Source organism: Candidatus Kaelpia imicola (assembly GCA_030765505.1).
GTDB classification, from domain to species: Bacteria; Omnitrophota; Gorgyraeia; order Kaelpiales; family Kaelpiaceae; genus Kaelpia; species Kaelpia imicola.
The window spans coordinates 13,282-37,322 of sequence record JAVCCL010000035.1; the positions used below are offsets into that span (position 1 = coordinate 13,282).

27 protein-coding genes and 1 tRNA gene are annotated in these 24,041 nt (G+C 39.1%); all 28 read left to right on the forward strand.

What is annotated here, in order from left to right; translation table 11 throughout:
• The 28 genes from P9L98_05560 (at position 1) to P9L98_05695 (ending at position 24,037) form a co-directional block, all read left to right on the forward strand.
• A complete protein-coding gene (locus tag P9L98_05560; GenBank protein MDP8216765.1) occupies positions 1–951 on the forward strand; it encodes a glycosyltransferase family 9 protein in 951 nt (316 codons plus the stop codon).
• 343 nt (positions 952–1,294) lie between these two features.
• Complete coding sequence (locus tag P9L98_05565) at positions 1,295–1,900, forward strand: hypothetical protein (protein MDP8216766.1); 606 nt, start codon at positions 1,295–1,297, stop codon at positions 1,898–1,900.
• Positions 1,897–2,661 carry a nucleotidyl transferase AbiEii/AbiGii toxin family protein gene (locus P9L98_05570; protein MDP8216767.1) on the forward strand — a complete coding sequence of 255 codons (765 nt, stop codon included), beginning with the start codon at positions 1,897–1,899 and terminating at the stop codon, positions 2,659–2,661. Before P9L98_05565 ends, P9L98_05570 begins: the two co-directional genes overlap by 4 nt.
• A gap of 63 nt (positions 2,662–2,724) precedes the next feature.
• Positions 2,725–3,585, forward strand: coding sequence for a glycine--tRNA ligase subunit alpha (locus tag P9L98_05575; GenBank protein MDP8216768.1), 861 nt, complete (start codon positions 2,725–2,727; stop codon positions 3,583–3,585).
• A 2-nt stretch (positions 3,586–3,587) separates the two neighbouring features.
• Positions 3,588–5,729, forward strand: coding sequence for a glycine--tRNA ligase subunit beta (glyS, locus tag P9L98_05580; protein ID MDP8216769.1), 2,142 nt, complete (start codon positions 3,588–3,590; stop codon positions 5,727–5,729).
• Positions 5,722–8,340, forward strand: a complete 2,619-nt coding sequence (ppdK, locus tag P9L98_05585; GenBank protein MDP8216770.1) for a pyruvate, phosphate dikinase — start codon at positions 5,722–5,724, stop codon at positions 8,338–8,340. The genes glyS and ppdK overlap by 8 nt, the downstream gene beginning before the upstream one ends.
• 9 nt (positions 8,341–8,349) lie before the next feature.
• Complete coding sequence (locus P9L98_05590; protein MDP8216771.1) at positions 8,350–9,465, forward strand: RNA polymerase sigma factor RpoD/SigA; 1,116 nt, start codon at positions 8,350–8,352, stop codon at positions 9,463–9,465.
• The gene (locus tag P9L98_05595) at positions 9,465–9,977 is read left to right on the forward strand and encodes an adenine phosphoribosyltransferase (protein MDP8216772.1); all 513 of its coding nucleotides are present in this window, start codon (positions 9,465–9,467) and stop codon (positions 9,975–9,977) included. Before P9L98_05590 ends, P9L98_05595 begins: the two co-directional genes overlap by 1 nt.
• A 111-nt stretch (positions 9,978–10,088) precedes the next feature.
• On the forward strand, positions 10,089–10,376 hold the full coding sequence (locus tag P9L98_05600) for a nucleotidyltransferase family protein (GenBank protein ID MDP8216773.1): 288 nt from the start codon (positions 10,089–10,091) through the stop codon (positions 10,374–10,376).
• Complete coding sequence (locus P9L98_05605) at positions 10,373–10,621, forward strand: DUF86 domain-containing protein (protein ID MDP8216774.1); 249 nt, start codon at positions 10,373–10,375, stop codon at positions 10,619–10,621. The genes P9L98_05600 and P9L98_05605 overlap by 4 nt, the downstream gene beginning before the upstream one ends.
• Positions 10,622–10,776: 155 nt before the next feature.
• Positions 10,777–12,009, forward strand: a complete 1,233-nt coding sequence (locus tag P9L98_05610; GenBank protein ID MDP8216775.1) for a bifunctional 3,4-dihydroxy-2-butanone-4-phosphate synthase/GTP cyclohydrolase II — start codon at positions 10,777–10,779, stop codon at positions 12,007–12,009.
• A gap of 14 nt (positions 12,010–12,023) precedes the next feature.
• Complete coding sequence (gene ribE / locus P9L98_05615; protein MDP8216776.1) at positions 12,024–12,488, forward strand: 6,7-dimethyl-8-ribityllumazine synthase; 465 nt, start codon at positions 12,024–12,026, stop codon at positions 12,486–12,488.
• Between the two features lie 31 nt (positions 12,489–12,519).
• On the forward strand, positions 12,520–12,948 hold the full coding sequence (gene nusB, locus P9L98_05620) for a transcription antitermination factor NusB (GenBank protein MDP8216777.1): 429 nt from the start codon (positions 12,520–12,522) through the stop codon (positions 12,946–12,948).
• Positions 12,941–13,768 (forward strand): PHP domain-containing protein, encoded by an 828-nt coding sequence (locus P9L98_05625; GenBank protein MDP8216778.1) that lies wholly within the window; start codon positions 12,941–12,943, stop codon positions 13,766–13,768. Before nusB ends, P9L98_05625 begins: the two co-directional genes overlap by 8 nt.
• Entirely contained in the window at positions 13,755–14,870 is a 1,116-nt protein-coding gene (gene ribD, locus P9L98_05630) for a bifunctional diaminohydroxyphosphoribosylaminopyrimidine deaminase/5-amino-6-(5-phosphoribosylamino)uracil reductase RibD (GenBank protein ID MDP8216779.1), read from the forward strand. The genes P9L98_05625 and ribD overlap by 14 nt, the downstream gene beginning before the upstream one ends.
• A complete protein-coding gene (locus tag P9L98_05635; GenBank protein MDP8216780.1) occupies positions 14,863–15,453 on the forward strand; it encodes a riboflavin synthase in 591 nt (196 codons plus the stop codon). Before ribD ends, P9L98_05635 begins: the two co-directional genes overlap by 8 nt.
• A tRNA-Pro gene (locus P9L98_05640) sits at positions 15,444–15,521 on the forward strand. The genes P9L98_05635 and P9L98_05640 overlap by 10 nt, the downstream gene beginning before the upstream one ends.
• Positions 15,522–15,746: 225 nt before the next feature.
• A complete protein-coding gene (locus tag P9L98_05645; GenBank protein MDP8216781.1) occupies positions 15,747–15,959 on the forward strand; it encodes a helix-turn-helix transcriptional regulator in 213 nt (70 codons plus the stop codon).
• Between the two features lie 44 nt (positions 15,960–16,003).
• Entirely contained in the window at positions 16,004–17,332 is a 1,329-nt protein-coding gene (locus P9L98_05650; protein ID MDP8216782.1) for a DNA methyltransferase, read from the forward strand.
• On the forward strand, positions 17,311–17,943 hold the full coding sequence (locus tag P9L98_05655) for an MjaI family restriction endonuclease (protein ID MDP8216783.1): 633 nt from the start codon (positions 17,311–17,313) through the stop codon (positions 17,941–17,943). Before P9L98_05650 ends, P9L98_05655 begins: the two co-directional genes overlap by 22 nt.
• Positions 17,936–18,133 carry a hypothetical protein gene (locus P9L98_05660; protein ID MDP8216784.1) on the forward strand — a complete coding sequence of 66 codons (198 nt, stop codon included), beginning with the start codon at positions 17,936–17,938 and terminating at the stop codon, positions 18,131–18,133. The genes P9L98_05655 and P9L98_05660 overlap by 8 nt, the downstream gene beginning before the upstream one ends.
• Before the next feature lie 67 nt (positions 18,134–18,200).
• Entirely contained in the window at positions 18,201–18,707 is a 507-nt protein-coding gene (locus P9L98_05665; protein MDP8216785.1) for a YIP1 family protein, read from the forward strand.
• Between the two features lie 12 nt (positions 18,708–18,719).
• Positions 18,720–19,001 carry an acylphosphatase gene (locus tag P9L98_05670; protein MDP8216786.1) on the forward strand — a complete coding sequence of 94 codons (282 nt, stop codon included), beginning with the start codon at positions 18,720–18,722 and terminating at the stop codon, positions 18,999–19,001.
• Between the two features lie 6 nt (positions 19,002–19,007).
• The gene (locus P9L98_05675) at positions 19,008–19,742 is read left to right on the forward strand and encodes a metallophosphoesterase family protein (protein MDP8216787.1); all 735 of its coding nucleotides are present in this window, start codon (positions 19,008–19,010) and stop codon (positions 19,740–19,742) included.
• Entirely contained in the window at positions 19,729–21,771 is a 2,043-nt protein-coding gene (gene ligA / locus P9L98_05680) for an NAD-dependent DNA ligase LigA (protein MDP8216788.1), read from the forward strand. Before P9L98_05675 ends, ligA begins: the two co-directional genes overlap by 14 nt.
• Positions 21,768–22,277: a hypothetical protein gene (locus P9L98_05685; GenBank protein ID MDP8216789.1), complete on the forward strand. Its 510-nt coding sequence runs from the start codon at positions 21,768–21,770 to the stop codon at positions 22,275–22,277. Before ligA ends, P9L98_05685 begins: the two co-directional genes overlap by 4 nt.
• A 9-nt stretch (positions 22,278–22,286) precedes the next feature.
• Positions 22,287–23,411 (forward strand): iron-containing alcohol dehydrogenase, encoded by a 1,125-nt coding sequence (locus tag P9L98_05690; GenBank protein MDP8216790.1) that lies wholly within the window; start codon positions 22,287–22,289, stop codon positions 23,409–23,411.
• Positions 23,399–24,037, forward strand: coding sequence for an MBL fold metallo-hydrolase (locus P9L98_05695; protein MDP8216791.1), 639 nt, complete (start codon positions 23,399–23,401; stop codon positions 24,035–24,037). Before P9L98_05690 ends, P9L98_05695 begins: the two co-directional genes overlap by 13 nt.
• The last annotated feature ends 4 nt before the right edge of the window (positions 24,038–24,041 follow it).

Sequence of the window (24,041 nt, forward strand, 5' to 3'; positions counted from 1 at the left end):
ATGAAAAAAGCTCTTCTATTCAGAAATGATAGACTCGGTGAGTTCCTCTTGAATATCCCAGCTTTACGCGCAATAAAAGAGACTTATAATTCTAAAGTAACAATAGTCGTTAGCGAATATTTAAAAGATTTAGCCTCCTGCATTGAATATGTAGATAAGGTCTTAGTCTGGAATAATGAGAAACACTCTTTAATTGATATCTTAAGGTTTAGTTCTAAATTAAAAGCTGAGAAGTTTGATTTCTCAATCTCTTTTAATCCTACAAAAGAGGCCCATCTAATTGGTTTTTTAAGCAGGATACCCATAAGAGCCGGTTACGATAAAAAACTCGGGTTTTTGCTGAATCACAAGATAAAAGACTATAAAGCACTCTCTTTAATGCATGAGGTTGAGTATAACCTTGAATTAGTCAGCCTAATAGGTGCTGAGACAAGGAATAGGGATTTAAACATTAAAGTTTCCAATGAAGTTTTAGTCCAATGGGATAGTTTTTTAAAAGAGAAAAATATAACTAAATATATGGTAGTTCATCCTTTTACATCTTATGACTGGAAGAGTTGGCCGATGGATAGATATTTTAAGTTAATTCAGGAACTTAAAGATAAAATAGAGATTGTAATTGTCGGGGGAGAAGAGAATAAAGACAACAACAAATTTGACTCTTTAGTGGATGACTTAAGAGTATTTAATCTTGTTGGTAAGACTGACTTACTTAAGCTCTCTGCAGTCTTAAAAAAAGCAGCTCTCTTAGTTTCAAACGATAGCGGTCCGGTTCATCTATCATGCTCTGTCAATACGCCTGTAGTCGCGTTATTTAATACCTCAAAGCAGCAGTTGTCGGCTAGGAGATGGGGCCCTTGGGGAGATAATCATAGCGTTATTGAGAGCGGTAATATTTCAGATATTGAGGTCTCAAAAGTATTAAATAAAGCCTCTGAATATCTTTTTTAACTAAAGCACTCCTTAAATATTGTTCTCCTTGACTCTGAAATTGGCTGTATTATAATAGTATTGTCTCTGCGATGAGCGCTTGTTGGCTAGTATAAATTTGAGTCAAATTTATAACTTAGGGTGTTCGGAGTCAAGTCAGCTTATTGCGCCTCAAGAGCAGTAGAGGTACAGACGCTGGCCTGCAGAGCGCCCACTTGTTGAGAGAGCTCAATAATCATCTAGTTAGCGGCGGCATCGCGGAGTCTTTTTATTACCACATGGATCTGCTTCACATTATTGTTCTAATTTTTTGAATAAAATTATTATTGACAAATTTCCTTAAACTACATATATTATGTAGTATATGGAAAGATATGATTTAGGTATTTTAACAAAAAAAATCTATGATTCAGATATCTCTTTTTTTACGATTAAGACAATTAGGGATATTTTAGAGATTAAAAAAGAAAGTACTTTTTTCGCTATAATGAATAGATTGGTAGAATCAGAGTTATTCATCAAGATTGAAAAAGGGAAGTATCTTCTGTCTAACAATAATATCTCTGATTTTACTTTGGCTAATTTAATCTATCAGCCTTCTTATATATCTTTTGAAGCTGCTTTAAGTTTTTATGGGATTCTATCACAGTTTCCTTATGAGATATCTAGTGCTAGCGTAAAAAAGACTATCAGAAAGGTCTTTGAGGGCAAGATCTTTACTTACAACCATATAAAGAAAGATTTATTTTGGGGTTATGAAAAAAAGAACAATGAACTAATTGCTTTACCTGAAAAAGCATTATTAGATCAATTGTATATCGCGGCCAATGGTTATAAGAGAATAGATTTAGATGAGTATGATTTAGATAGAATCAATATTGTAAGATTAAGGGAGTATCTATCTAAATATCCAAAAACGAGGCAGTTTAATAGTATTATAGGGAAAGCAAGGAGTTATGTTAAGTTATGATAACTAAAGAACAGCTTCATTCTTTAGCTAAGGAAAATAAAATCAGTGAAACTGTTATCTTTCGAGAATATTTACAGCTACTTTTCTTAAGCGAATTATATTCTAAAAAAGAGGCTACTAAAATATTTTTTAAAGGTGGTACAGCTCTACATCTTATTTATGGAGCTTTGCGGTTTTCTGAAGATTTAGATTTTACAGTAGAATTAGAAGAAAAAGATTTTATAGGATTTATTTCAGATTTTTTAAAATCATTATCAAAAAAAGAGTCTATTAATTTTAAAGAGAGAAAGACTATTACTGGGAAGAAGTTCTTACTAACAGTTTCTCCTGGGATTTTGCCGTATAAATCCTTTGTTAGTTTAGATTTTTCTTTTAGGGAAAAAGTCATAGAGCCTCAAAAATCATTTCTTCATACTGCTTTTCCTGTTCTTTTTAGTTCTTATGTTTATCATTTTTCAAAAGAGGAGATTTTGGCTGAAAAAATCAGAGCTCTATTAACTAGGGCTAAGGGCAGGGATATGTACGACCTATGGTTTCTTTTTAATCAAGGGGTTAAGTTAAATGGGGATTTAATTAAGGAGAAATTAAAATATTATAATTTATTAGATATTGATAATACTGAGATATTAGAAAAGATTAAAGGATTTTCAAAGAAAGATTTTGTTTTAGATATGCGCCCGTTTTTACCTCTTTATCAGAGAGATAAGCTGCCTGATTTTTTTGATTACCTTATAGATTTTTTGAAAAAGAAATTAAGTTGAATAGATAATATTATAAATATTTTATTTTAAAAGAGTCTCTCTTTTGTTAAAATTTAACAGCATATGAAGAAAAATACCCCTACTTTTGAGGAGATTATAGCCAGACTTAACTCTTTCTGGAGTAAGCAGGGATGTTCTCTGTTACAGCCTTACGATATGGAGGTTGGCGCAGGAACTTTCCACCCGGCTACTTTCTTTAGTTCTCTGGATAAAAATCCCAGGAGATTTGCCTATGTTCAAGGCTCCCGCAGGCCGACTGACGGAAGGTACGGTGATAACCCTTTAAGAGCGGGTTCTTATTACCAGTATCAGGTAATACTCAAGCCCTCGCCGGATAATGTCAGAGAGCTCTATCTAAAGAGCTTAAAGGCAATAGGTTTTAATCTAGATAATTATGATCTCAGATTTGTTGAGGATGACTGGGAGTCACCCACACTTGGTGCCTGGGGGCTTGGCTGGGAGGTCTGGCTGGACAGCCTTGAGGTTACTCAGTTTACCTACTTCCAGCAGGTCGGCGGGTTTAATTTAGATGATATAACAGTAGAGATAACATACGGGCTTGAGAGGCTCTCAATCTACTTGCAGGATACTCTGGAGATATCGGATTTAATCTGGTCCAGCGGTGTTAAATACGGTGATTTACATGACGTGCGCGAGAGAGAACTCTGCAGTTATAACTTTAAATTTGCCGATATAGAGAGCTACAAGAAGATATACTCTCTATTTGAAAGAGAGGCTGACAGGCTTATCAAAGAAGGCCTGCTCTATCCAGCCTATGAGATGGTATTAAAGCTGTCTCATACATTTAATATCCTGGATGCCAGAGGTGCGCTATCTGTAACAGAGCGTCAGAACTATATCACATCAATCAGGAAGAGGGCCAAGGGCTGCGCCAGGCTGTACCTAAAGAGGCAGGAGTCTTAATCATGGCCTCAAAGTCTGATTTCTTAATAGAGCTTGGAGCTGAAGAGATTCCATCTAATCTGATAGAGTCCATATCAGAGCAATTTAAAGATAGTTTTATTGCAACTCTCTGTAAGGAGGGGGTAAAGGTAGAGAGAGCAGATATAGAAGCAGCTGCAACCTCCAAGCGCCTTCTTCTCTTTGGAGAGCTTAATAGTGAGAGCGAGTCTAAAGAGGTAACTCTTCAAGGTCCAAGTGAAAAAATTGCTTACGATAAAGATGGCAAACCTACTCAGGCTCTAGCTGGATTTGTTAAATCTCAAGGAGTCTTAATTGAAGATGCATTTATAGAGTCTACAGATAGAGGGAGATATCTATTTATAAAGAAGAGAGAGAAGTCCCGAAAGACAGAGGATATAATAGTCCAAGCATTGCTTGGTATAATATCAGATATATCTATTCCAAGGTATATGAAGTGGGATAGCTCCAGTTTTAAGTTTACCCGCCCTATCAGATCGATTCTCCTGATCTTCGGCTCAACTATTTTAAAAAGGGATTTTAATGGTATTAAGTCATCTGACTTTACTTTAATACGGGAATCTTCAAGCATAAAGAGAGTAAAAGTAGGTTCAAAAGAGGGTTACTTTAAAGAGTTAAAGGCGAGAGGTATAGTCCTCTCTATTAAAGAGCGAGAGAAGAGAATAAAGAGCCTCTTAGATAGAGAGGCTAAGAAGGCAGGGTTTAAGTTATACCCTCAAGCTGAACTATTGGCTGAAGTGGTAAATTTAGTCCAAAGCCCTGCTGTTATAAGATGCAGTTTCAATAAGAGTTATCTTAAGCTTCCCAAGGTAGTTCTCATGGCCTCTATGGCAAAATACCAGAGGGTCTTTGCTCTGGTTGACAAGGATTCTAAACTGGAAAATCAGTTCTTGGCTGTATTAGATTCAAGCCCTAAGAATAAGAGCTCTATAAGGCGTCATTATGAGTTTGTACTGGATGCCCGTCTCAGGGATGCAGCGCTCTTCTATAATGAGGATATAGAGAGTTCATTGGATAGCAGAGTAGAGAGGTTAAAGGGTATAGTCTTGCATGATGAGTTAGGGACTTTGCTGGATAAGACCAGCAGACTCAAGTTAATGGCTAAAGAGATATCAAAGATACTTAACTTCGACGATAAAAAGACCAAGGACTTTATCCGTTCAGTTGAGCTCTCCAAGGTAGACCTATTGACAAAGATGGTCTATGAGTTCCCTTCTCTTGAAGGTGTCATGGGCGGGATCTACGCCGGGCATCAGAGAGAGAGTAAAGGAGTAGCTGCTGCAATAGCTGAGCATTATAAGCCGAGGAGTAATGATGACAGCTTACCCAATACAGAGTTAGGGGCATTGCTATCATTGGTTGATAAGCTCTACAATGTAGCCGGAATCTTAGGTATTGGCGTGGTTCCGTCAGGAAGTACGGACCCTTTTACAATAAGGCGTCAGATTCAATCTATTGTCAGAATACTTATTCAATACCAGCTTGAGATCTCACTTGAAAATCTCTTCTCACTTGCCTTCATGCTCTTTAAGAACTCTTTAAGTGAAGATTATGATAGAGTAAAAAACATATTCTTATCAATCGCGGGAGAGAGGTTCTCTCTCTTAATGGCTGATGCGGGTATAGCCTCTGATCTGGTAGAGGCTGTATCAGAGGTTAATTTCAAGGTTCCATCCGAGGTCTATCTAAGGCTGAGACAGCTTCTCAATATCTATGAAACAGAAGATTTTTATAAGGCTCTCAAGGTTGCCGAGAGGACCGGGAGAATAGTAAAAGATAAAGGAGAGTTAACCGGCAGTATTGATAGAAGACTATTAAAAGAGAGAGAAGAGCTGGAACTTTACAAGGTATATCTTGAGGTAGAAGATAAGATTGCAGAGAGAGTAGATAAAAGAGAGTATGGTAAAGCAGCTATTTTGTACGGAAAGAGTTTTTATGATATAATAGACAGGTTTTTTAGCGAGGTCTTGGTTAACGTGGATGAAAAAAAATTAAGAGAGAACAGAAAGCTGCTTCTCTCTGAAGTTAATAGACTATTAACTGAAAGGGTTTTAAATCCAAAAGAAATGGAGGTATTAAAAGATGCAAAGTCAACCCAGCGCAAAAACAGATCCAACAATGACTGATAAGTATATCTACTCTTTCTCATCAGGTAAGGCGGATGGAGATGCTGCTATGAAGAATCTTCTGGGTGGAAAGGGAGCAAACTTGGCAGAGATGACCAATCTTGGAATTCCGGTTCCGGCAGGTTTTACAATCTCAACCCAGAGCTGCATCTACTATACAGAGCACAATGAGTGGCCTAGAGGATTAGAGGCTGAACTTAGACAGGCCATTAAGAATTTGGAAGAGGTAACAGCTAAGGGTTTTGGCGATAGAGAGAATCCGCTCCTTGTGTCTGTCAGGTCTGGTGCAAGGGTATCTATGCCTGGAATGATGGATACGATATTAAACCTTGGTTTAAATGATGATGCTGTTCAGGGCTTGATTAAGAAGACCGATAATCCAAGATTTGCTTACGATGCTTACAGAAGGTTTATCCAGATGTTTGGAAGTGTTGTCTTAGAGATTGAGCATAGTAAGTTTGAGAAGCTGATAGAGAAGAAGAAGGAAGATAAAGGTGCTGAGATTGATACAGATTTAAAGGCCGAAGATTTAAAAGAGCTGGTTGGAGAGTATAAAGCACTTGTTAAAGAGGAGACCGGTAAAGATTTCCCCGACGAAGCCTGGGATCAGCTTGTCGAGTCTACCAACGCCGTCTTTAAATCCTGGGGTAACAAACGTGCGAATACCTATCGTGAGCTGAATAAGATTCCGCATGATCTGGGAACAGCTGTAAATATACAGACAATGGTATTCGGTAATATGGGTGATACATCAGGTACCGGAGTTGCATTTACAAGAGACCCCTCAACGGGTGAGAGAGTCTATTACGGTGAGTTTCTTATCAATGCTCAGGGTGAGGATGTTGTTGCAGGTATCAGAACTCCTGAGCCTCTGGCAGACCTGGAGAGAGAGATGCCGGCAATCTATAAAGAGTTAACAGCTATCTTTGATAAACTTGAGACTCATTACAAGGATATGCAGGATCTTGAGTTTACAATAGAAGATAATACGTTATATCTCCTGCAGACCAGAACAGGTAAGCGTACTGCACTCTCTGCTGTAAATATTGCAGTAGATATGGTCAATGAAGGATTGATTGATGAGAGAGAGGCTATTATGAGAGTTATGCCTGAGCAGCTGGATAGACTTCTGCATCCTATGATAGACCCCAAAGAGAGTATTACCGTTATCGCTAAGGGTCTTCCGGCTTCTCCCGGTGCTGCAGTAGGTAAGGTTGTATTTGAATCTGATGATGCAATAGAGATGGCTAAAAACGGAGAGAAGGTAGTGCTTGTCCGTACTGAGACCTCACCTGAGGATATCGGCGGCATGGCCTCCGCTGAAGGAATCTTAACAGCAAGGGGCGGCATGACATCACATGCTGCTGTTGTAGGACGCGGCATGGGTAAGTGCTGTGTTGTAGGCTGTACCGCTATCTCCATAAATGAAGAAGAAGAGTATCTCTCGGTTGGAGAGCTGAAGATAGAGAGAGGCGATACCATCACTCTTAACGGTTCAACAGGCGATGTTATCCAGGGCAGAGTTAAATTGATTGAGCCTGAGGTCAGCGGTAATTTCAGGACTCTTATGGAGTGGGCCGATAAATATAAAACTTTAGGCGTTAGAACAAATGCTGACTCTCCCGGAGATGCTAAAGTTGCGCTTGATTTTGGAGCTGAAGGTATAGGTCTATGCCGTACGGAGCATATGTTTTTCGGTGAAGATAGAATCAAAGCAGTACGTAAGATGATACTTGCTGATAATAAAGAGGCAAGAGAAGAGTCGCTTTTAAAGCTTCTTCCGCTTCAGCAGGGTGACTTTAAAGGTATCTTTGAGGTTATGGACGGTCTACCTGTTACGATAAGGCTCCTTGACCCGCCTCTGCATGAGTTCCTGCCTCAGGGTGATGAAGATATTGAAAGAGTTGCAAATGATTTAGGAATTGAGAAGAGAGAGTTAAAGAGCAAGGTTGAACAGTTAAAAGAGTTTAACCCTATGCTTGGTCATAGAGGCTGCCGTCTGGGTATAACCTATCCTGAGATCTATAAGATGCAGGCAGAGGCGATATTTAAAGCTCAAGGTGAGGTGCAGAAGTCCGGTAAGAATGCTATAGTAGAGGTTATGATACCTCTTGTGGGAGATGTAAATGAGTTAAAAGGTTTAAAACAGGATGTAATTGATGCAGCAGATAGAGTTCAGAAAGAGCTTGGTATTGAGTTGAAGTATATGATCGGAACCATGATAGAGATCCCCAGAGCAGCTTTAACGGCGGGTGAGATAGCTAAAGAGGCTGAGTTCTTCAGCTTCGGGACGAATGACCTTACTCAGATGACATTCGGTTTCTCACGCGATGATATTGCAAAGTTCTTGCCCGTATACCTTGAGAATAAGATCTTAAAGGAAGATCCTTTTATGGTCTTAGACCAGGCTGGAGTCGGTCAGCTAGTCAAGATGGGAATAGAGAGGGGCAGAGCAGCGAATCCAAAGTTAAAGATTGGAATCTGCGGAGAGCATGGCGGTGAACCGGAGTCTGTTACGTTCTGTCATAAGGTTGGAATGAACTACGTCAGCTGTTCGCCCTATAGAGTTCCGATAGCGAAACTTGCTGCTGCACAAGCAGCACTTAGCTGAAAAGTCTATATGAGCTTTGATGTATTAAGAGATTATTTTAGGGAGATAAGAAAGATTCCGGTTCTCTCTTTTGATGAAGAGAAGGAGCTGGTTATAAGAGCGCAGAAAGGGAACGAGAATGCGCGGGTTAAACTTATTAGAAGCAACCTGCGTCTTGTTGTTAAGATAGCCAGGAAGTATGAGAGATACGGCATGTCTTTACCCGACTTAATTGAAGAGGGTAATATCGGTCTTATGAAGGCATTGCACAGGTTCAATGTCGAGCTGGGCTACAGGTTCTCAACCTATGCATCCTGGTGGATAAGACAGCATGTCATAAGAGCTCTTGCCAATCAATCCAGGGTTGTCAGAATTCCGGTCTACATGACTGAACTTCTGTATAAGATGCGTAAAGCTCAGGAGAGGCTTATTCAAAAATACGGACGCAGGCCTACGGATGAAGAGCTCGCGAAGGCCTTAAAGGTTAAGGTCTCCAAGATCCATCGACTTAAGAAGGTTCAGTATAATGCCTCTTCACTTGATAGGCGCATAAGCGAAGACAGTGATGTTGAGTTTATCGATCTTCTGCAGGATGATGAGATAGGGGCGATAGATGAGCTTGTCAATCTCTTTGAGAGAGAGGAGGTTGAGGCGCTGCTCCTTTTTATGGATGAGCGCTCTAGAGATATTATTAAGCTGAGATTCGGTCTTAAAAGCGGGATTCCAAAGACATTGGCTGAGATAGCAAGAAAATTTAATATCACAAGAGAGCGCGTGAGGCAGATTGAGAAAGAGGTGCTGGTTAAGATGCGTGAGATTATAACCTCAGGTAAACCTCTTATAAGAGCAGATATAAAGAAAAAAGAAGAGGCTATAGAGAGCGGTAAACATAAGAGGTCTAAGTCCGGGAAGAGCTCTAAGACTAAGAAGGTTAAAAAGTCAAAACATAGGACCGCTAAGAGTAAAATCAAAACTAAAAAAACAGCTAAAGTAAAACCTAAGACTGTTAAAAAGAGAGTCAAGGCTGCTAAAGCTAAGAAGGTGGTTAAAAAATCAGCTAAGGTAAAACCTAAGATTACTAAGAAGAGAGCAATCAAGAAGAACCTTAAGGTGGCTAAGAGTAAAGCTAAAAGGAGAAAGAGATAGTGGATTTAAGTTCTTACATTAGAGAGGTAATGGATTTTCCAAAAGAGGGGATAGGTTTTAAAGATATAACCACTCTTCTTAAGGATGGCAAAGCTTTCTCTTCATCAGTTGATGCTCTATATGATGCAGTTAAGGATTATGAATTTGATAAGATAGTTGCTATTGAATCCAGAGGGTTTATCTTCGGTGCGGCATTGGCTTATAAGATGGGAGTTGGTTTTGTTCCGGTGCGTAAGGAAGGAAAGCTTCCCTCCGATACCGTTTCAGTTACTTATGAGCTTGAGTACGGTCAGGATACGCTTCAGATGCATAGCGATGCATTATCTCCCGCTGAGCGGGTATTAATAATAGATGACCTACTTGCTACAGGCGGTACCGCAGCTGCAGCAGCTGAGATGGTTAAAAAAGCAGGGGCAGAGGTAGCTCTGGCTGCATTTCTTATTGAGCTTGAGTTTTTAGAAGGCAGGGAGAAGTTAAAGGATTATCCTATCCTAAGTCTTATTAAGTATTGAGGTTCTAATTCCATCATTTAATTATTTTACCTTAGGTTGGCTCGTCTTATAAATGCAGATAATAGTAGTAAAATACTTGATATTATTAATTTTTGTATGTATATTTAAGCTATGAAGGAGAATATTGAAGCAATAAAACAGAAAATTGTTCCTATTTTGCAAAATTACGGAGTTAAAAAAATAGCTCTTTTTGGCTCTTCTATTCGAGATGAGATGGAAGAGAACAGTGATATTGATATTCTAATAGATATTAAGGCAGATATTAGTCTGCTTGGCTTTGTAGGGCTTAAACAAAAACTTGAAGAAGTTTTAGGGCGGAAAGTAGATTTAGTAGAATATGATACTCTTAAACCTATTCTTAGAGAAAGGATTTTAAAAGAACAGGTAGTGCTATTATGAAAAGAGATATCAGGGTATATATTGAAGATATTTTAGAGGCTATCTCAAAGATAGAAGAGTATATAAAGGGACTTAATAGTGAGGATGACTTTTACAATAATACCCAAGTTCAGGATGCTGTTTTAAGGCGGTTAGAAATTATTAGTGAAGCTGTTAAAAGTATTCCTCAAGAATTCCGAGATCAATATCTAAATATACCGTGGAAACAAATTGCTGGCATGCGAGACATACTTATTCATGAATAATTTGGGGTAAATCTAAAGCGAACCCTAAAGGTTGCCAAAGAAGATATAGTTGATTTAAAAGATAAGATTTTAAAGATAAAAAAAGATTTAAGCTGAATTTGTAAAACAGAGTATTAATTTGACGGAGTCTCTTTTCTATCATAGAATCTACAGATATGGCTGCAGAAGAACGTAATTTTAGTAAAATTGATGATATCTTAAAAGAGCTCTCTCTGGGCCGAGTTGTCATCATGGTTGATGATGAAGGCCGGGAGAATGAGGGTGATTTTATCATGTCGGCTTCAGATGTAAAGCCGGAGGATATTAACTTTATGGCTACTCACGGCAGGGGTCTGATCTGTGTTCCCATGGAAAGTAAGAGGCTGGATAAGCTGGATTTAAAGCCGATGCGTCTTTCATCAGAAGATAAGTTTAAGACTGCCTGGGCCGTCTCCTGCGATGCAGCCAGCGGTATCACAACTGGAATATCAGCTCATGATAGGGCATATACGGTCGGAGTCTTAACAGCTGAAGATACGGAACCTGAAGATTTAATCAAGCCCGGCCATGTATTTCCCCTAAGGGCAAAAGACGGAGGGGTTCTGGTTAGAGCTGGACATACAGAGGCTGCTGTTGACATGATGCGTCTGGCAGGTCTCTATCCGGCCGGGGTGATATGTGAGATTATGAATCAGGACGGGACTATGGCAAGAGTTCCGGAGCTGCTTAAGATAGCCAAGAAGCATAATCTTAAGATCTCAACTATAAAGGATTTAATAGAGTATAGAAGAAAGAGAGAGAGGCTGATTGAGAGAGTTCTTGTAACAGAGATGCCTACATCGGCCGGTGAGTTCAAGTTATATCTTTATAATGACAGAATAGATAATGGTTACCATCTTGCTCTTGTTATGTCTAAAGGGGATAACGAAAAACCTTTAGACCAAGAGCCGGTATTAGTCAGAGTCCACTCCCAATGTCTTACGGGTGATATCTTTCACTCTTTACGCTGCGACTGCGGAGAGCAGCTGCATAGAGCGATGGATATGATAGCCAAAGACGGCAAAGGTGTGATACTATATATGAATCAGGAAGGAAGAGGAATAGGACTTGTTGAGAAACTTAAGGCCTATGCTCTTCAGGATAATGGTTTAGATACAGTAGAAGCCAATGAAGCTTTGGGTCATGGGCCTGATCTGAGAGAGTACGGTATAGGCGCTCAAATCTTGGCCGACCTGGGTTTAAAAAATATAAGACTCCTTACAAATAATCCCCGCAAGATTGTGGGTTTAAAAGGTTATGGTCTTGAGATAGTAGAGAGAGTCTCTATTGAGGTAGAGCCCAATCCCTCAAACGCAAGGTATCTTAGGACAAAGAAGAGAAAGTTAGGACATGATTTAAAGAATGTGTAAAGGAGGAGAGAGATATGAAAGAAGTAAAAGCAGATCTAATAGCAAAAGGTTTAAAGTTCGGTATTGTCATCTCAAGGTTCAATGAGTTTATTACGTCAAGGCTTTTGAGCGGAGCAGTAGATACACTGATTGCCCACGGAGCAGAAGATAAGGATATAGAGAGTTACTACTGCCCGGGCTCTTTTGAGATTCCCGGTTTTGTCAATCAGGTTGCCAAGAAGAAAAAATATAACTCAATAATATGTCTCGGTGCTGTAATACGCGGTGAGACACCTCACTTTGAGTATGTTGCATCTGAGGTATCTAAAGGGATAGCCAAGCTGAATATGGATTTGAATATTCCTATAAGCTTTGGAATTATAACATCAGATAGTCTGGAGCAGGCTATAGAGAGGGCTGGTTCAAAAGACGGCAATAAAGGCCGAGAGGCTGCACTCTCAGCCATTGAGATGGCCAATCTTTATAAGAAGATTAAGTAGTCCACAATCTTGTTTCGTAATAGGGGTTCTTATGCGTAAGCGCACTAAATCACGTGAGATTGCATTAAAGATTCTGTATAGGGTGGATATATCCAAAGAGTCTTCCTCTGAGGTTTTGGACGATATCTTAAGGAGAGAGAGGGATAAAAATATCAAAAAGTTTGCCCGGGAACTCGCTATAAATACTTTGGATAATATGCCGGTTTTAGATCGACTGATAACAAAGCATACTTTAAACTGGCAGCTTAACAGGATGGCGGTAATTGATAGAAATATCCTCCGTCTTGCCAGCTATGAGCTTCTCTTCTGCAGCAGTATCCCTCCCAAGGTTAGTATTAATGAAGCTATTGAACTGGCTAAGAAGTATGGGGACCAGGATTCCGGAAAGTTTGTAAATGGAATACTTGATGAGATAACACGTCAAGAGGTCTCCAGCAAATCAGAGTTTTTAAATGAATAGAGAAGCGGATCTGCATTTACACTCAATGTATTCAGACGGTACGTTTAGCCCTGCTGAGATCTTAAGACGTGCTAAAGAGCTCTCCTTGAGCTGTATCTCTATAACAGACCATGATACCGTAGCTGGACTGGATGAAGCTTTTAAAGCGGCCAATGAGATTGATATCGAGTTTATATCCGGGGTTGAGCTCTCCTCTTCTTATAGAGATAGAGAGATTCATATCCTGGGCTATTTTATAGATTATAAAGAAGAATGGTTTTTAAATAGACTTAAGAGTTTTAGAGACTTTAGAAAGTTAAGACTTCTTAAGATGGTTAAAAAGTTAAGAGACTGTGGTCTTAGCGTCAATTATGAGAAGATATTGAATGATAATCCCAAAGCTGCGATTGGCAGGCTCCATCTCGGTAAGGCTCTTTATGAGGAAGGCCATATATCGTCAATAAAAGAGGCATTTGATAGATATCTGGGAGAAGGGAAGTCCTGTTATGTTGAGAAAGAAGAGCTCTCTGTTCCAAGAGCAATAGAGATGGTAAGGTCTTTAGGGGGTATCTCAGTCTTAGCCCACCCTTACCTTTTAAGAGATGACTCTATAGTGGCTGAATTGCTGGATTTTGGTTTTGATGGAATAGAGGCAGCTCATTTTAAGCATCCTAAGGGTACTGAGAAAAGGTATTCCAAGATGGCCGGAGAGAGAGGGCTTCTTTTAAGCGGGGGCTCTGATTGTCATGGTGAGGCTAGGGCAGATATACTTATGGGTAAGAAGAGAGTCCCCTATGATATTGTAATTAAGATGAAAGAGTATTTAGATGAGAGAAGATAGAGATCTTAAATTTATGCATAGAGCTATCTCTCTTGCTAAGAAGGCCAGAGGCAAGACCAGCCCCAACCCTATGGTTGGTGCAGTATTGGTTGATAAGAACGGTAAGATAATATCGGAAGGTTATCACAGAAGAGCCGGGGCCAGCCATGCAGAGGTTGAGGCTATAGATAAGGCCGGCTTAAAATCTAAAGCTGCAACTCTATATGTCAGCCTTGAACCCTGCTCTAGTTATGGTCAAACTCCACCCTGCGTGGATAGAATAATAGAGTCTGGAATAAAGCGTGTTGTAATAGCAGTGCTAGACCCAAATCCCGAGAATCATAATAGAGGAGTTAGGCTTTTAAAAAAGAGCGGAATAGATATTAGATTAGGAGTCATGAGAGAAGAGGCCGAATATCTTAATAGGGTCTTCTTTAAACATATCAGGGAGAGAGTGCCCTATGTTAGTCTAAAGGCTGCTCTATCTTTAGACGGCAGGATTGCAGATAATAAGGGTCTATCTAAATGGATTAGTTCAGGAGATGCCAGAGATTTTGTACATAGAGAGATACGTTCAAAAGTTGATGCCGTAATGGTTGGAATAGGTACTGTTTTAAAAGATGATCCTTCTCTGACCTTAAGAGATTCAAAAGGAAGGCTGGTTAAAGAGCAGCCTCTAAGAGTCGTTCTGGATTCAAATTTAAAGATTCCGATAGGGGCTAATATTTTAAAACATAGAAAAGGAACTCTCTTAATAGTTACCTCAGTTAAGACGGGAAAGAAAAAAAAGAGAGAGGAATTGATAAAGAGAGGGGTTAGGATAATAGATATAGCCTATTTAAGCGCTAAGGGGTTAGATCTGAAGAGAGTGCTTAAAGCGTTATACAGAGAGGGTATCTGCCATCTTTTGGTTGAGGGCGGATCTTCAGTCTTAAGCAGTTTCTTAGAGAGAGGTTTAGCCGATTATCTCTATCTCTTTATCTCTAATATGGTTTTAGGCGGAAGCTATCTTATCTATAATGGCAGAGAGTTTAAATTAAATAAGTGTCCTAAGATAGTCCGTAGGGATTGTAAGATTTTCAATAATTCAGTAATGGTATCCGGGGATATAGTCTATGTTTAGCGGTATTATAGAAGAGGTAGCTCAACTTGAGAGTATAACCAGGAAGTCCAGCTATTATGAGCTTAAGGTTAGAAGTAAAAAGATCATAAAAGAATTGGCCTTAGGTGATAGCATAGCTGTAGACGGGGTCTGTCTGACCTTAAAAGCTAAAAATAGGGATAGGCTTATCTTTGATGTTATAGACGAAACTTATTCAAATACTAAGCTTAAATATCTCAGGAGGGGAAGATTAAATTTAGAACGGGCTTTAAAGTTAGGCGATAGAATCTCCGGTCATATCTTAACAGGCCATGTTGATACTGTTATATCTGTAGCAAAGATAGAGAAGAGAACTAAGAGGTTAAAGCTATATTTAAAATTGCCTTCTAAATATAAACATCTGATTGTCGATAAGGGGTCTGTTGCCTTAGACGGGGTAAGCCTTACCGTACAGGATTTAAAGCCGGACTCATTCTCTGTTGCCATTATACCCTATACAGAAGAGCGGACGAATCTGGGTGATTTAAGAGTCGGCTCCAAGGTAAATATTGAGTTTGATCTATTCGGTAAATATGTAGACAAGAGATTAAAGGCCGGGGCGTAGCTCAGCATGGCTAGAGCGCTTGGTTCGGGACTAAGAGGCCGCTGGTTCAAATCCAGTCGCCCCGACCAGATTAGACATTGTGATTTTTGAGGGAAAGAAAGATTCTCTTTTGACTTCTTTTCTGCCGAAATTTTGCCTTTTTTCTAAAGAACAACAAAAATCAAAATATTTTCTCAAAGGAGCCGATTTTAGTTTATTTTTCTAAGGACTTACAGTATAATATGGCCTGAAAGTAATGGTTATATATGACTGGTAGTATAATACCATATACATATCCAAAGTCAAGGGCTTAAATGTTATCCGTCAATATTAAGAAATTAAGAAAACAAAAAAAGTTATCTCAAGATCAACTTGCCAGATTGGCAGACATCCCATATAATACTTTGGTAAAAGTTGAATCTGGCAAATCAAATAATCCTACTTTTGAAACGCTTTCTAAATTGGCTGACGTTTTTGATGTTACTATTGATGATTTAGCAGGAAAGAAGAGGAATAGCAAAAAATGAAAGATCGGACACTGCATAAGATAGTTATTGGCGACTCACGGCAGATGAATGAAGTAAAAGATAATTCAGTCCATTTAGTAATTACATCACCTCCTTACTGGCAACTTAAAGATTATGGGTCTAAGGCTCAAATTGGCTTTAATGATTCATATCAGGATTATATCGATAATTTAAGCAAGGTCTGGAAAGAATGTTACAGAATATTACATCCGGGTTGTAGATTGTGTATTAATATAGGAGATCAATTTGCACGAGCAGTTATTTATGGTCGATATAAAGTTATTCCCATAAGGACTGAAATTACTAAATATTGTGAGTCAATAAGTTTTGACTATATGGGTGGAATTATTTGGCAAAAGGTTACAACATGCAAAACTACAGGCGGTGCTACTGTGATGGGTTCTTACCCTTATCCACGGGGGGGCATAATTAAAATTGATTATGAATTTATTCTAATATTCAAAAAATTAGGCAAAGATATAAAACCGAGTGTAGAAATAAAAGAAAAATCTAAGCTTTCAAAGGAAGAATGGAACGAATATTTTAATGGGCATTGGAATTTCCCTGGTGAAAAACAAAATGGCCATATTGCAATGTTTCCTTTAGAGCTGCCAAGGCGGTTAATTAAAATGTTTAGTTTCTACGGTGATACAGTTTTGGACCCATTTTTAGGAAGCGGTACTACATTAAAAGCAGCTTTAGAATTAAAGAGAAATTCTATTGGTTATGAAATAAACAAAGAATTTTTGGAGACAATTAAATCTAAGATTGGTGTACCCAAAGAACCCCTACTTTATAAAAGAAACTTCGATTACGAAATTATTTTTCAAAAACAAAATAGTAAGAATGAAAACGAAAAGAGCATCTCTGCCAAGATCAATAATAGCAATAATCATTTAGAGAGATTAACTGACCCAAAGCAATTTAGATTCGGGACTGTAATAGATAATAGCGGCAGAAGAGAAAGGGTGGATACATATAGAGTAAAAATTATTCCTCAGCCAGATGAAATAATATTAGATTCAGGATTAAAAATTAAACTTTTAGGAATTTGCCCTGCCGAAGATCAAACATATAAAAATAAAGCTATTGAATTCCTGAAGAATATGACATCTGGCAACAGAGTCTTTTTGAGATACGATGATTTAAAATTTGACAAGAAAAAAAATATTTTAGCTTATCTTTATTTAGCTAATAAAACATTATTAAATGCTAAATTGATAACAAATGGTCTTGCAGGATGTAACAGGGAATTAGATTTCCGGCTTAAAAATAGATTTATGAGATATGAAGAAGAAGCGAGGAATGCTAAACTTGGTATATGGGGCAAGAAAAAGAAAGGACAAACATTATGCCTAAAGAGTGGATCCTGAATCAGGCAAATATGAGATGGGGATTAACAAGAAAAACCAAAGTAGGTTCAGTTTCAGAATTAATAAGAAAATGCTCTCCCAAAGCTGTTAAGGTATGGGAAGAATATTATTATAAAAATGTTTATTCCAAACAGCATTTGGAACAACTTGGGAGAGTGCTATATATGAAGATAACAGAAGTATGCCAGGCAGAGATTGAAAGTTTAACAGAAGAAGATTGTATTAATTTTATTGTCAATCTTGTAGTAAATCGGACATACGATGGTTATCAATCAGAAATTCAAACTATTTATGGTCAGTTACAACAGATGCTGGGAGTTAAAGTTGAACCTGCCTCGGATGAGTGGGATAGAGGGTATAATGTAGATTTTTTCATCAAAATAAAAGGTCGATATATTGGACTTCAAATCAAACCAGCAGGATATGCTTATATCACACAGATTATCAACGAATTGAAATTTCAGAAAAAGACGCACGAAAAATTTACTACTAAATATGGCGGGAAAGTTTTTTATATTATTTCTGTGAAAGAAGGCGATAAAAAGAAAATTTATAATACAGGTGTAATTGAGGAGATTAAACAAGAAATAGCGAGATTAGAAAATGAGTAAAGAAACTGACAAGAAAAAAATTAGAAGAGCGTTTAGAAAAGGAAAAAAGTCTGCTAAAACAGCAGATGAGATACAAAGAGAAACAGGAATTGAGAGCAGTAGAACGCAAGAGCCTATACGTGGGATGATTAGAGAACTTATCAGAGAGGGGTTGCCAGTAGAGGTTTGCCTAAATGTGGATAGAGGATAATAAAGATAGAAGAAGAGCTAAAAGAAGTGATTAAAAACTTGAAAAGTAGAAGTAAAGGAGGTGTTAGATGAATATTTTGTTTCAGAGAATGATTAGGGCGGCAAAGTTAGACTCAAATCTGTATGAAGAAGTAGAGCATGATAAGACCTCACTATCTCAGGCAATGCTTGTTGTTCTTTTATCCAGCATTGCCGCTGGTATCGGGGCGATGAGCATTAAAGGCGGTATAAACCTGATTGCAGTTGCAGCTGCAGCATTGATAGGATGGGCTGTCTGGGCTTCTATTGTCTATTTTATCGGTGTAAAGTTATTGCCCACGCCTCAAACAGAGTCTAATGTCGGAGAACTTTTGAGAACAATAGGATTCTCTTCATCTCCGGGTCTAATTAGAATTTTAGGTATTATTCCAGGGTTGTTCAATGTAGTCTCGCTTATTGCCCAGATTTGGATGTTGATAGCAATGGTGATAGCAGTACGGCAGGCTCTGGATTATGAATCTACCGGTAGAGCAATACTGGTCTGCATCATCGGCTGGTTTATTCAGGCAGCTCTTTTAATGTTTTTATTGAGATAGAGGGCTGGGAATATGTTAAAGAGAGTAGATGTATATTACTCCGGAAGGGTCCAGGGGGTTGGCTTTAGATTTACCGCAGAGCGGATTGCTCTTGATATGAAAAATATTGCAGGCTGGGTAAAGAACCTGCCTGACGGAAGAGTCGAGATGGTAGCTGAGGCGGATGAGGATAGTCTGAAAGATTTTCTGGAGAGGATTCGTAAGAGCATCATGAAGCTATACATTGAAAGAGAAGATATTATCTGGGTAACTGCAGAGAACGGAATGAATGATTTTATCATAAGGTTCTATTGATCTATTATGCGTTATGCAGTCTTAGGAGATATCCATTCTAATTTAGAGGCCTTGGAAGAGGTTCTGCTGGACTTAAAAGAGAAGAAAATAGATAAGGTCTTCTCTATCGGCGATATTGTAGGCTATGGGGCCGACCCTTCAAAATGTATAGATATTGCAAGAGAGCGTTTTGAGTTTACTACTTTAGGTAATCATGATTCAGCCCTAACAGGGGGGCTTTCGCTGGACCTATTTAGCGGTATGGCTAAGGATGCTATAATCTGGAGCCAGAACAGAGTCGAGCATAATAATATTGAGTTTTTATCAGACCTGCCTTTGATTGAAGAGTATGGCGGTATGGTATTTGCCCATAGCTCACTCTATTCTCCCGAGAGTTTTGACTATCCTGTATCCTCCGAAGGGATAAGGAAGAATTTTGATATCCAGGATGATAAGAGGGTCTGTTTTATCGGTCACTCCCATATCCCGGCTATATTTATGATCGATGATATCTCGGGGGATATTGTAGAACTTCAAGATAAGGATACTATGGTTGAGTCCAAGAAGAGGTATTTCATAAATACAGGAAGCGTGGGTCAGCCTAGAGATGGAGACTCCAGGGCCGCATATATATATTATGATGATAGCGAGGGCAGAATAAGCATAGAGAGAGTAGATTATGATATCGGTAAAACAGCTTCTAAAATAACTGTGACAGGTTTGCCTGATAAATTGGCTGCCAGACTCTATGAGGGCGTTTGATATGGCGGGAGGGAGTATCTCCAAGATAGAACGTAGAGTAGAAGAGTTGAGGAAGAAGATAAGACTCTACGATCGCAAGTACTATTTAGAGAGTAATCCTCAGGTATCAGACTCTATCTATGACGCCCTCTATAGAGAGTTAAAAAATTTAGAAGAGAAATATCCTGAGCTCGTAAGACCTGACTCTCCCACTCAGAGAGTAGGTTCTTCTCTCATAGACGGTTTTAAAGCTCTCTCTCACAGTGTTCCTATGCTGAGCATGGATAATACTTATTCTGAGGATGAGCTTAGAGATTTTGATAGCAGGGTCAGGAAGAACCTGGGTCTGGATAGCGTTGAATATGTTGTTGAGCTTAAGATAGACGGTGTAAGCATCTCAATACGTTATGAGAATGGATTGCTTATCTCAGGAGTGACAAGAGGGGATGGCTACAGGGGTGATGATGTAAGCAATAATATCAAAACCATCAGAACTATTCCTCTTAATATTAAGACCGGCAGAGGTAGGATTGCCTCTGTCTTAGAGCTTAGAGGTGAAGTCTATATCTCAGAGAGCAAGTTCCTGGAGATAAATAGAGCGAGAGATAGAAACGGTGAGAATATGTTCGTTAATCCTAGAAATGCAGCAGCCGGCTCTCTTAAATTGCTGGACCCTTCTGAGGTTAGGAAGAGAAAGCTGGATATCTTTCTCTGGGGGGCAGGAGAGTATCGGGGGGTAAGTTTCAGCAAGCAGAGTGAGATACTCAATTACTTTAAAGAGCTTGGATTTAAAGTAAATGAGAATTACAGAGTGATTAAAGGAATAGAGAGAGTTATAGAGTATTGTAATAGCTGGTGCAGCAAGCGTGATTCTCTGGAGTATGATATTGACGGCATGGTTGTTAAAGTTAACTCTCTTAATGCCCAGAGGAAGCTGGGCAGGACTTCAAAATCACCCCGCTGGCTTATAGCCTATAAATTCCCGGCTCAGAAGGTTGAGACCATATTAAGAGATATAAAGGTCCAGGTCGGAAGGTTCGGTACCCTTACTCCTGTAGCTGTAGTTGATGCTGTCTTTGTATCCGGCAGTATAGTCAAAAGGGCAAGTCTGCATAATCAGGATCAGATAGAGAGGCTGGGGGTTAAGATAGGCGACCATCTATTGATTCAGAAATCAGGTGAGATTATACCTCAAGTTGTCGAGGTGTTAAAGAAGAAAAGAAGAGGCAGAGAGAGGAGCTTTAAGATGCCAAGCGAATGTCCTATCTGCGGGGGCAGCGTAAGGAGATTAAAGGGTGAGGTAGCTCTGCGTTGTTTAAACTCAAACTGCCTTTCTAAGCTTAAGAATTCAATAAAGCTCTTTGTCTCAAGAGATGCTATGGATATAAGCGGAGTGGGTGAGAGCCTGGCTGCACAGTTAGTCCAGAGCGGTATGGTTAGAGATTACGGGGATCTCTACTCCTTAAAGAGAGAAGAGTTATCAAGTCTTGATAGGATGGGAGATACTTCAGCCGGAAATATAATAGCTTCATTAAAAAAGAGTAAGAGCCAGCCTCTATCCAGGCTGATATATGCTTTAGGTATAAGACATGCCGGGCTCCATACTTCAGAAGTTTTGGCGGATAACTTCTCGTCTTTAGACGGGCTAAGAGCTGCTTCTTTCCAAGAGCTCTCTAATATAGACGAGGTTGGGCCTAAGATTGCAGAGAGCATTATTAATTTTTTTTCAGAGAGCATAAATAAGAAGGTTATCTATAAGCTTAAAAAAGCGGGGTTAAACTTAAGAAGTAAGAGAGCTAAGTCCGATACCCTCAAAGGTAAGAGATTTATTATAACCGGGACTCTTAAAGGATTTAGTAGAAAAGAGGCTGAGAATGCTGTAAAATTAAATGGAGGCCGGATCTTATCAACTGTAAGTTCTAAGACTGATTTCTTGGTAGTTGGAGAGAATCCGGGCTCTAAGCTTAAAAAAGCAAAAGAGTTAAAGGTTAAAATAATAACAGAGGATGATTTCAATAGAGTCTTAGTTGAGGAGAAGATGGTTTCATGAAAAAGATTATATTTATTCTATTTTTGGTGTTTTTAGCTCTGGATATATCCGGCTGCGGTTCTTTGAAAGGTGTGCGGGGTAAGTTTATCAGAGAGAAAAAAGATAAAGAGGAGAGGCCAATAGTTATTCTTGCGCTCAGAGATGATGAAGATATTGCAGACTACCATGAGCTTTACAGAAAACATTACTTTCTCTGGCAGTACTGGCATGATGAACTTATTGATTCTATAGAAGAGAATTTTAAAAAGCAGCAGCAATGTGTTTTGCAGGTATCTGAGCATCTGGAGTATTTGAAAAAATATGTTATTCTTGGAAAACAGGATCTTCTGAACGGTTATATCGGGAGAGTGAACAAGATAAAGAACAGGATGACCGATAGACGTCTCTCCGATATCCGGCGTTCCAGAATAGCTAAAGAGCTGAAGAAGCTTAAAAGGCTGATAGATAAAGAGTATAGATACTCTGAGATTAAAGACTATATTATTACTCCCTCCGACAAAGAGTGATCTCTCCTTATGAAGAGTATTTTACCCAAAGAGCTGATCATTGCCTCTAATGCTTATAAAAATATAGGAGCCATACTATCCAGATACGGTAAGAGAGTCTATATCTTAAGGGCCGGAGGGTCGTTTAAAAATAGTTTCTGGGCTAAAGAGATAGTGGCTTTACTCAAGAAGAGCGAGCTGGACTTCCTGATATCTAGACCTATACCCCCTGAGCCTGAGGTATCTATTGTTAGAGAGCTGATAAGAGAGGCCAGGTCTTTTAAGGCTGATATTATCTGCGGGATAGGCGGGGGCAGCGTTATGGACGCGGCAAAGATGACGGCAGCATGCTTTAACGAGAAGTTTAAGAATATCTCTGAGTATCTATATTCCAAGAAGATAGAGTCGAGAGGGGTAAAGTGTGTATTGTTAACTACAACTTCCGGTTCCGGTTCTGAGGTCTCAAGCAGCGTTGTCTTAGGAGATAGTTCAAGAGGGGAGAAGCGGGGAGTACGGGATCAGAAGCTAATAGCGGATCTAGCTATAATAGACCCGGTAGTTACTCTTACTTTAGGAAGAGATGTTACTCTTTATTCCGCTTTAGATGCTTTGACACACGCAGTTGAGGCCTATGTCTCAACTGATGTTGACGTAGCAAGCTCTATTTTAGCTAGGAGGGCATCTGAGATTATCTATAAGAATCTAAGCCGGGCTCTTAAAGAGCCTAGAGATATGCTATTTAGGCAGAGGCTCTCTTATGCTTCGCTCTTTGCTGCTCTTGCCTTCTCTTCATCCGGGCTCGGGCTTGCTCATGCTCTATCCCATCCAATAGGTATGGCCTATGGTCTCTCTCATGGTTTAGTCAACGCTGTAATTATTCCCCATGTGGTTGAGTTTAACTATTCTGTAGCTAAAGAGAGTTATCAGGATTTGATTTTTGATAAAAGGTATAAGAGTCTCTATAATCTTCTTAAGAGCTGGTTAAAGAAACTCGGTATTCCTTCAAGCTTTAAAGAGTTAGGGTTAAAAATAGATAATAAGTTAAAAGATAAGATTGCCTCTGCTACTCTTAATTCGGGAGTCTTAAAATATAATCCTAAGGGAGTTAAGGAAGAGGATATCTATTATATTCTGGAGAGACTATGGGTGAGATAAACGTTAAAAGAGTAGTAGTGCTCGATGACTATCAATCCAACTCCTATTTGGTCTGGCAGGAGGGTATTAAGTTCTGCCTGATTATTGATTGCGGCGGTGAGTTTGATAAGATAACCAGAGCTCTTAAGGGGCTCGGCTTAGAGCCTGAAGCAATACTTTTAACCCATGGCCATGGGGACCATATAGCCGGAGTTGACGAGAGCGGGTTAGATATCTATATCCATAAGGATGATCTGGATTTCCTCTCTAATCCTGAGCTTAATCTCTCTCTCTTTTTGGGCGGTTCTTTAAAGATAAAGAGAGAGCCGGCTATTTTTAATTCAGACCAAGAGCTATATTTTCCTAAATCGGATTTAAAGTTTAAAGTTATACATACTCCGGGGCATACTCCGGGAAGCTGCTGTTTTTTAACTAAAGACTTGCTTTTCTCAGGAGATACGCTCTTCTTATCCGGGGTGGGCAGAACGGATTTGCCTCTATCTTCAGAGAGCGCTCTTAAAGATTCTATTTTAAATAAGCTTTTTAAGCTGGATCAGAGTATTAGTATATATCCCGGCCATGGCGATATGACCGGAATAGGTTATGAGAGAGAGAATAACCCTTTTCTTTTCAGTGATTCTTTATAAGAGC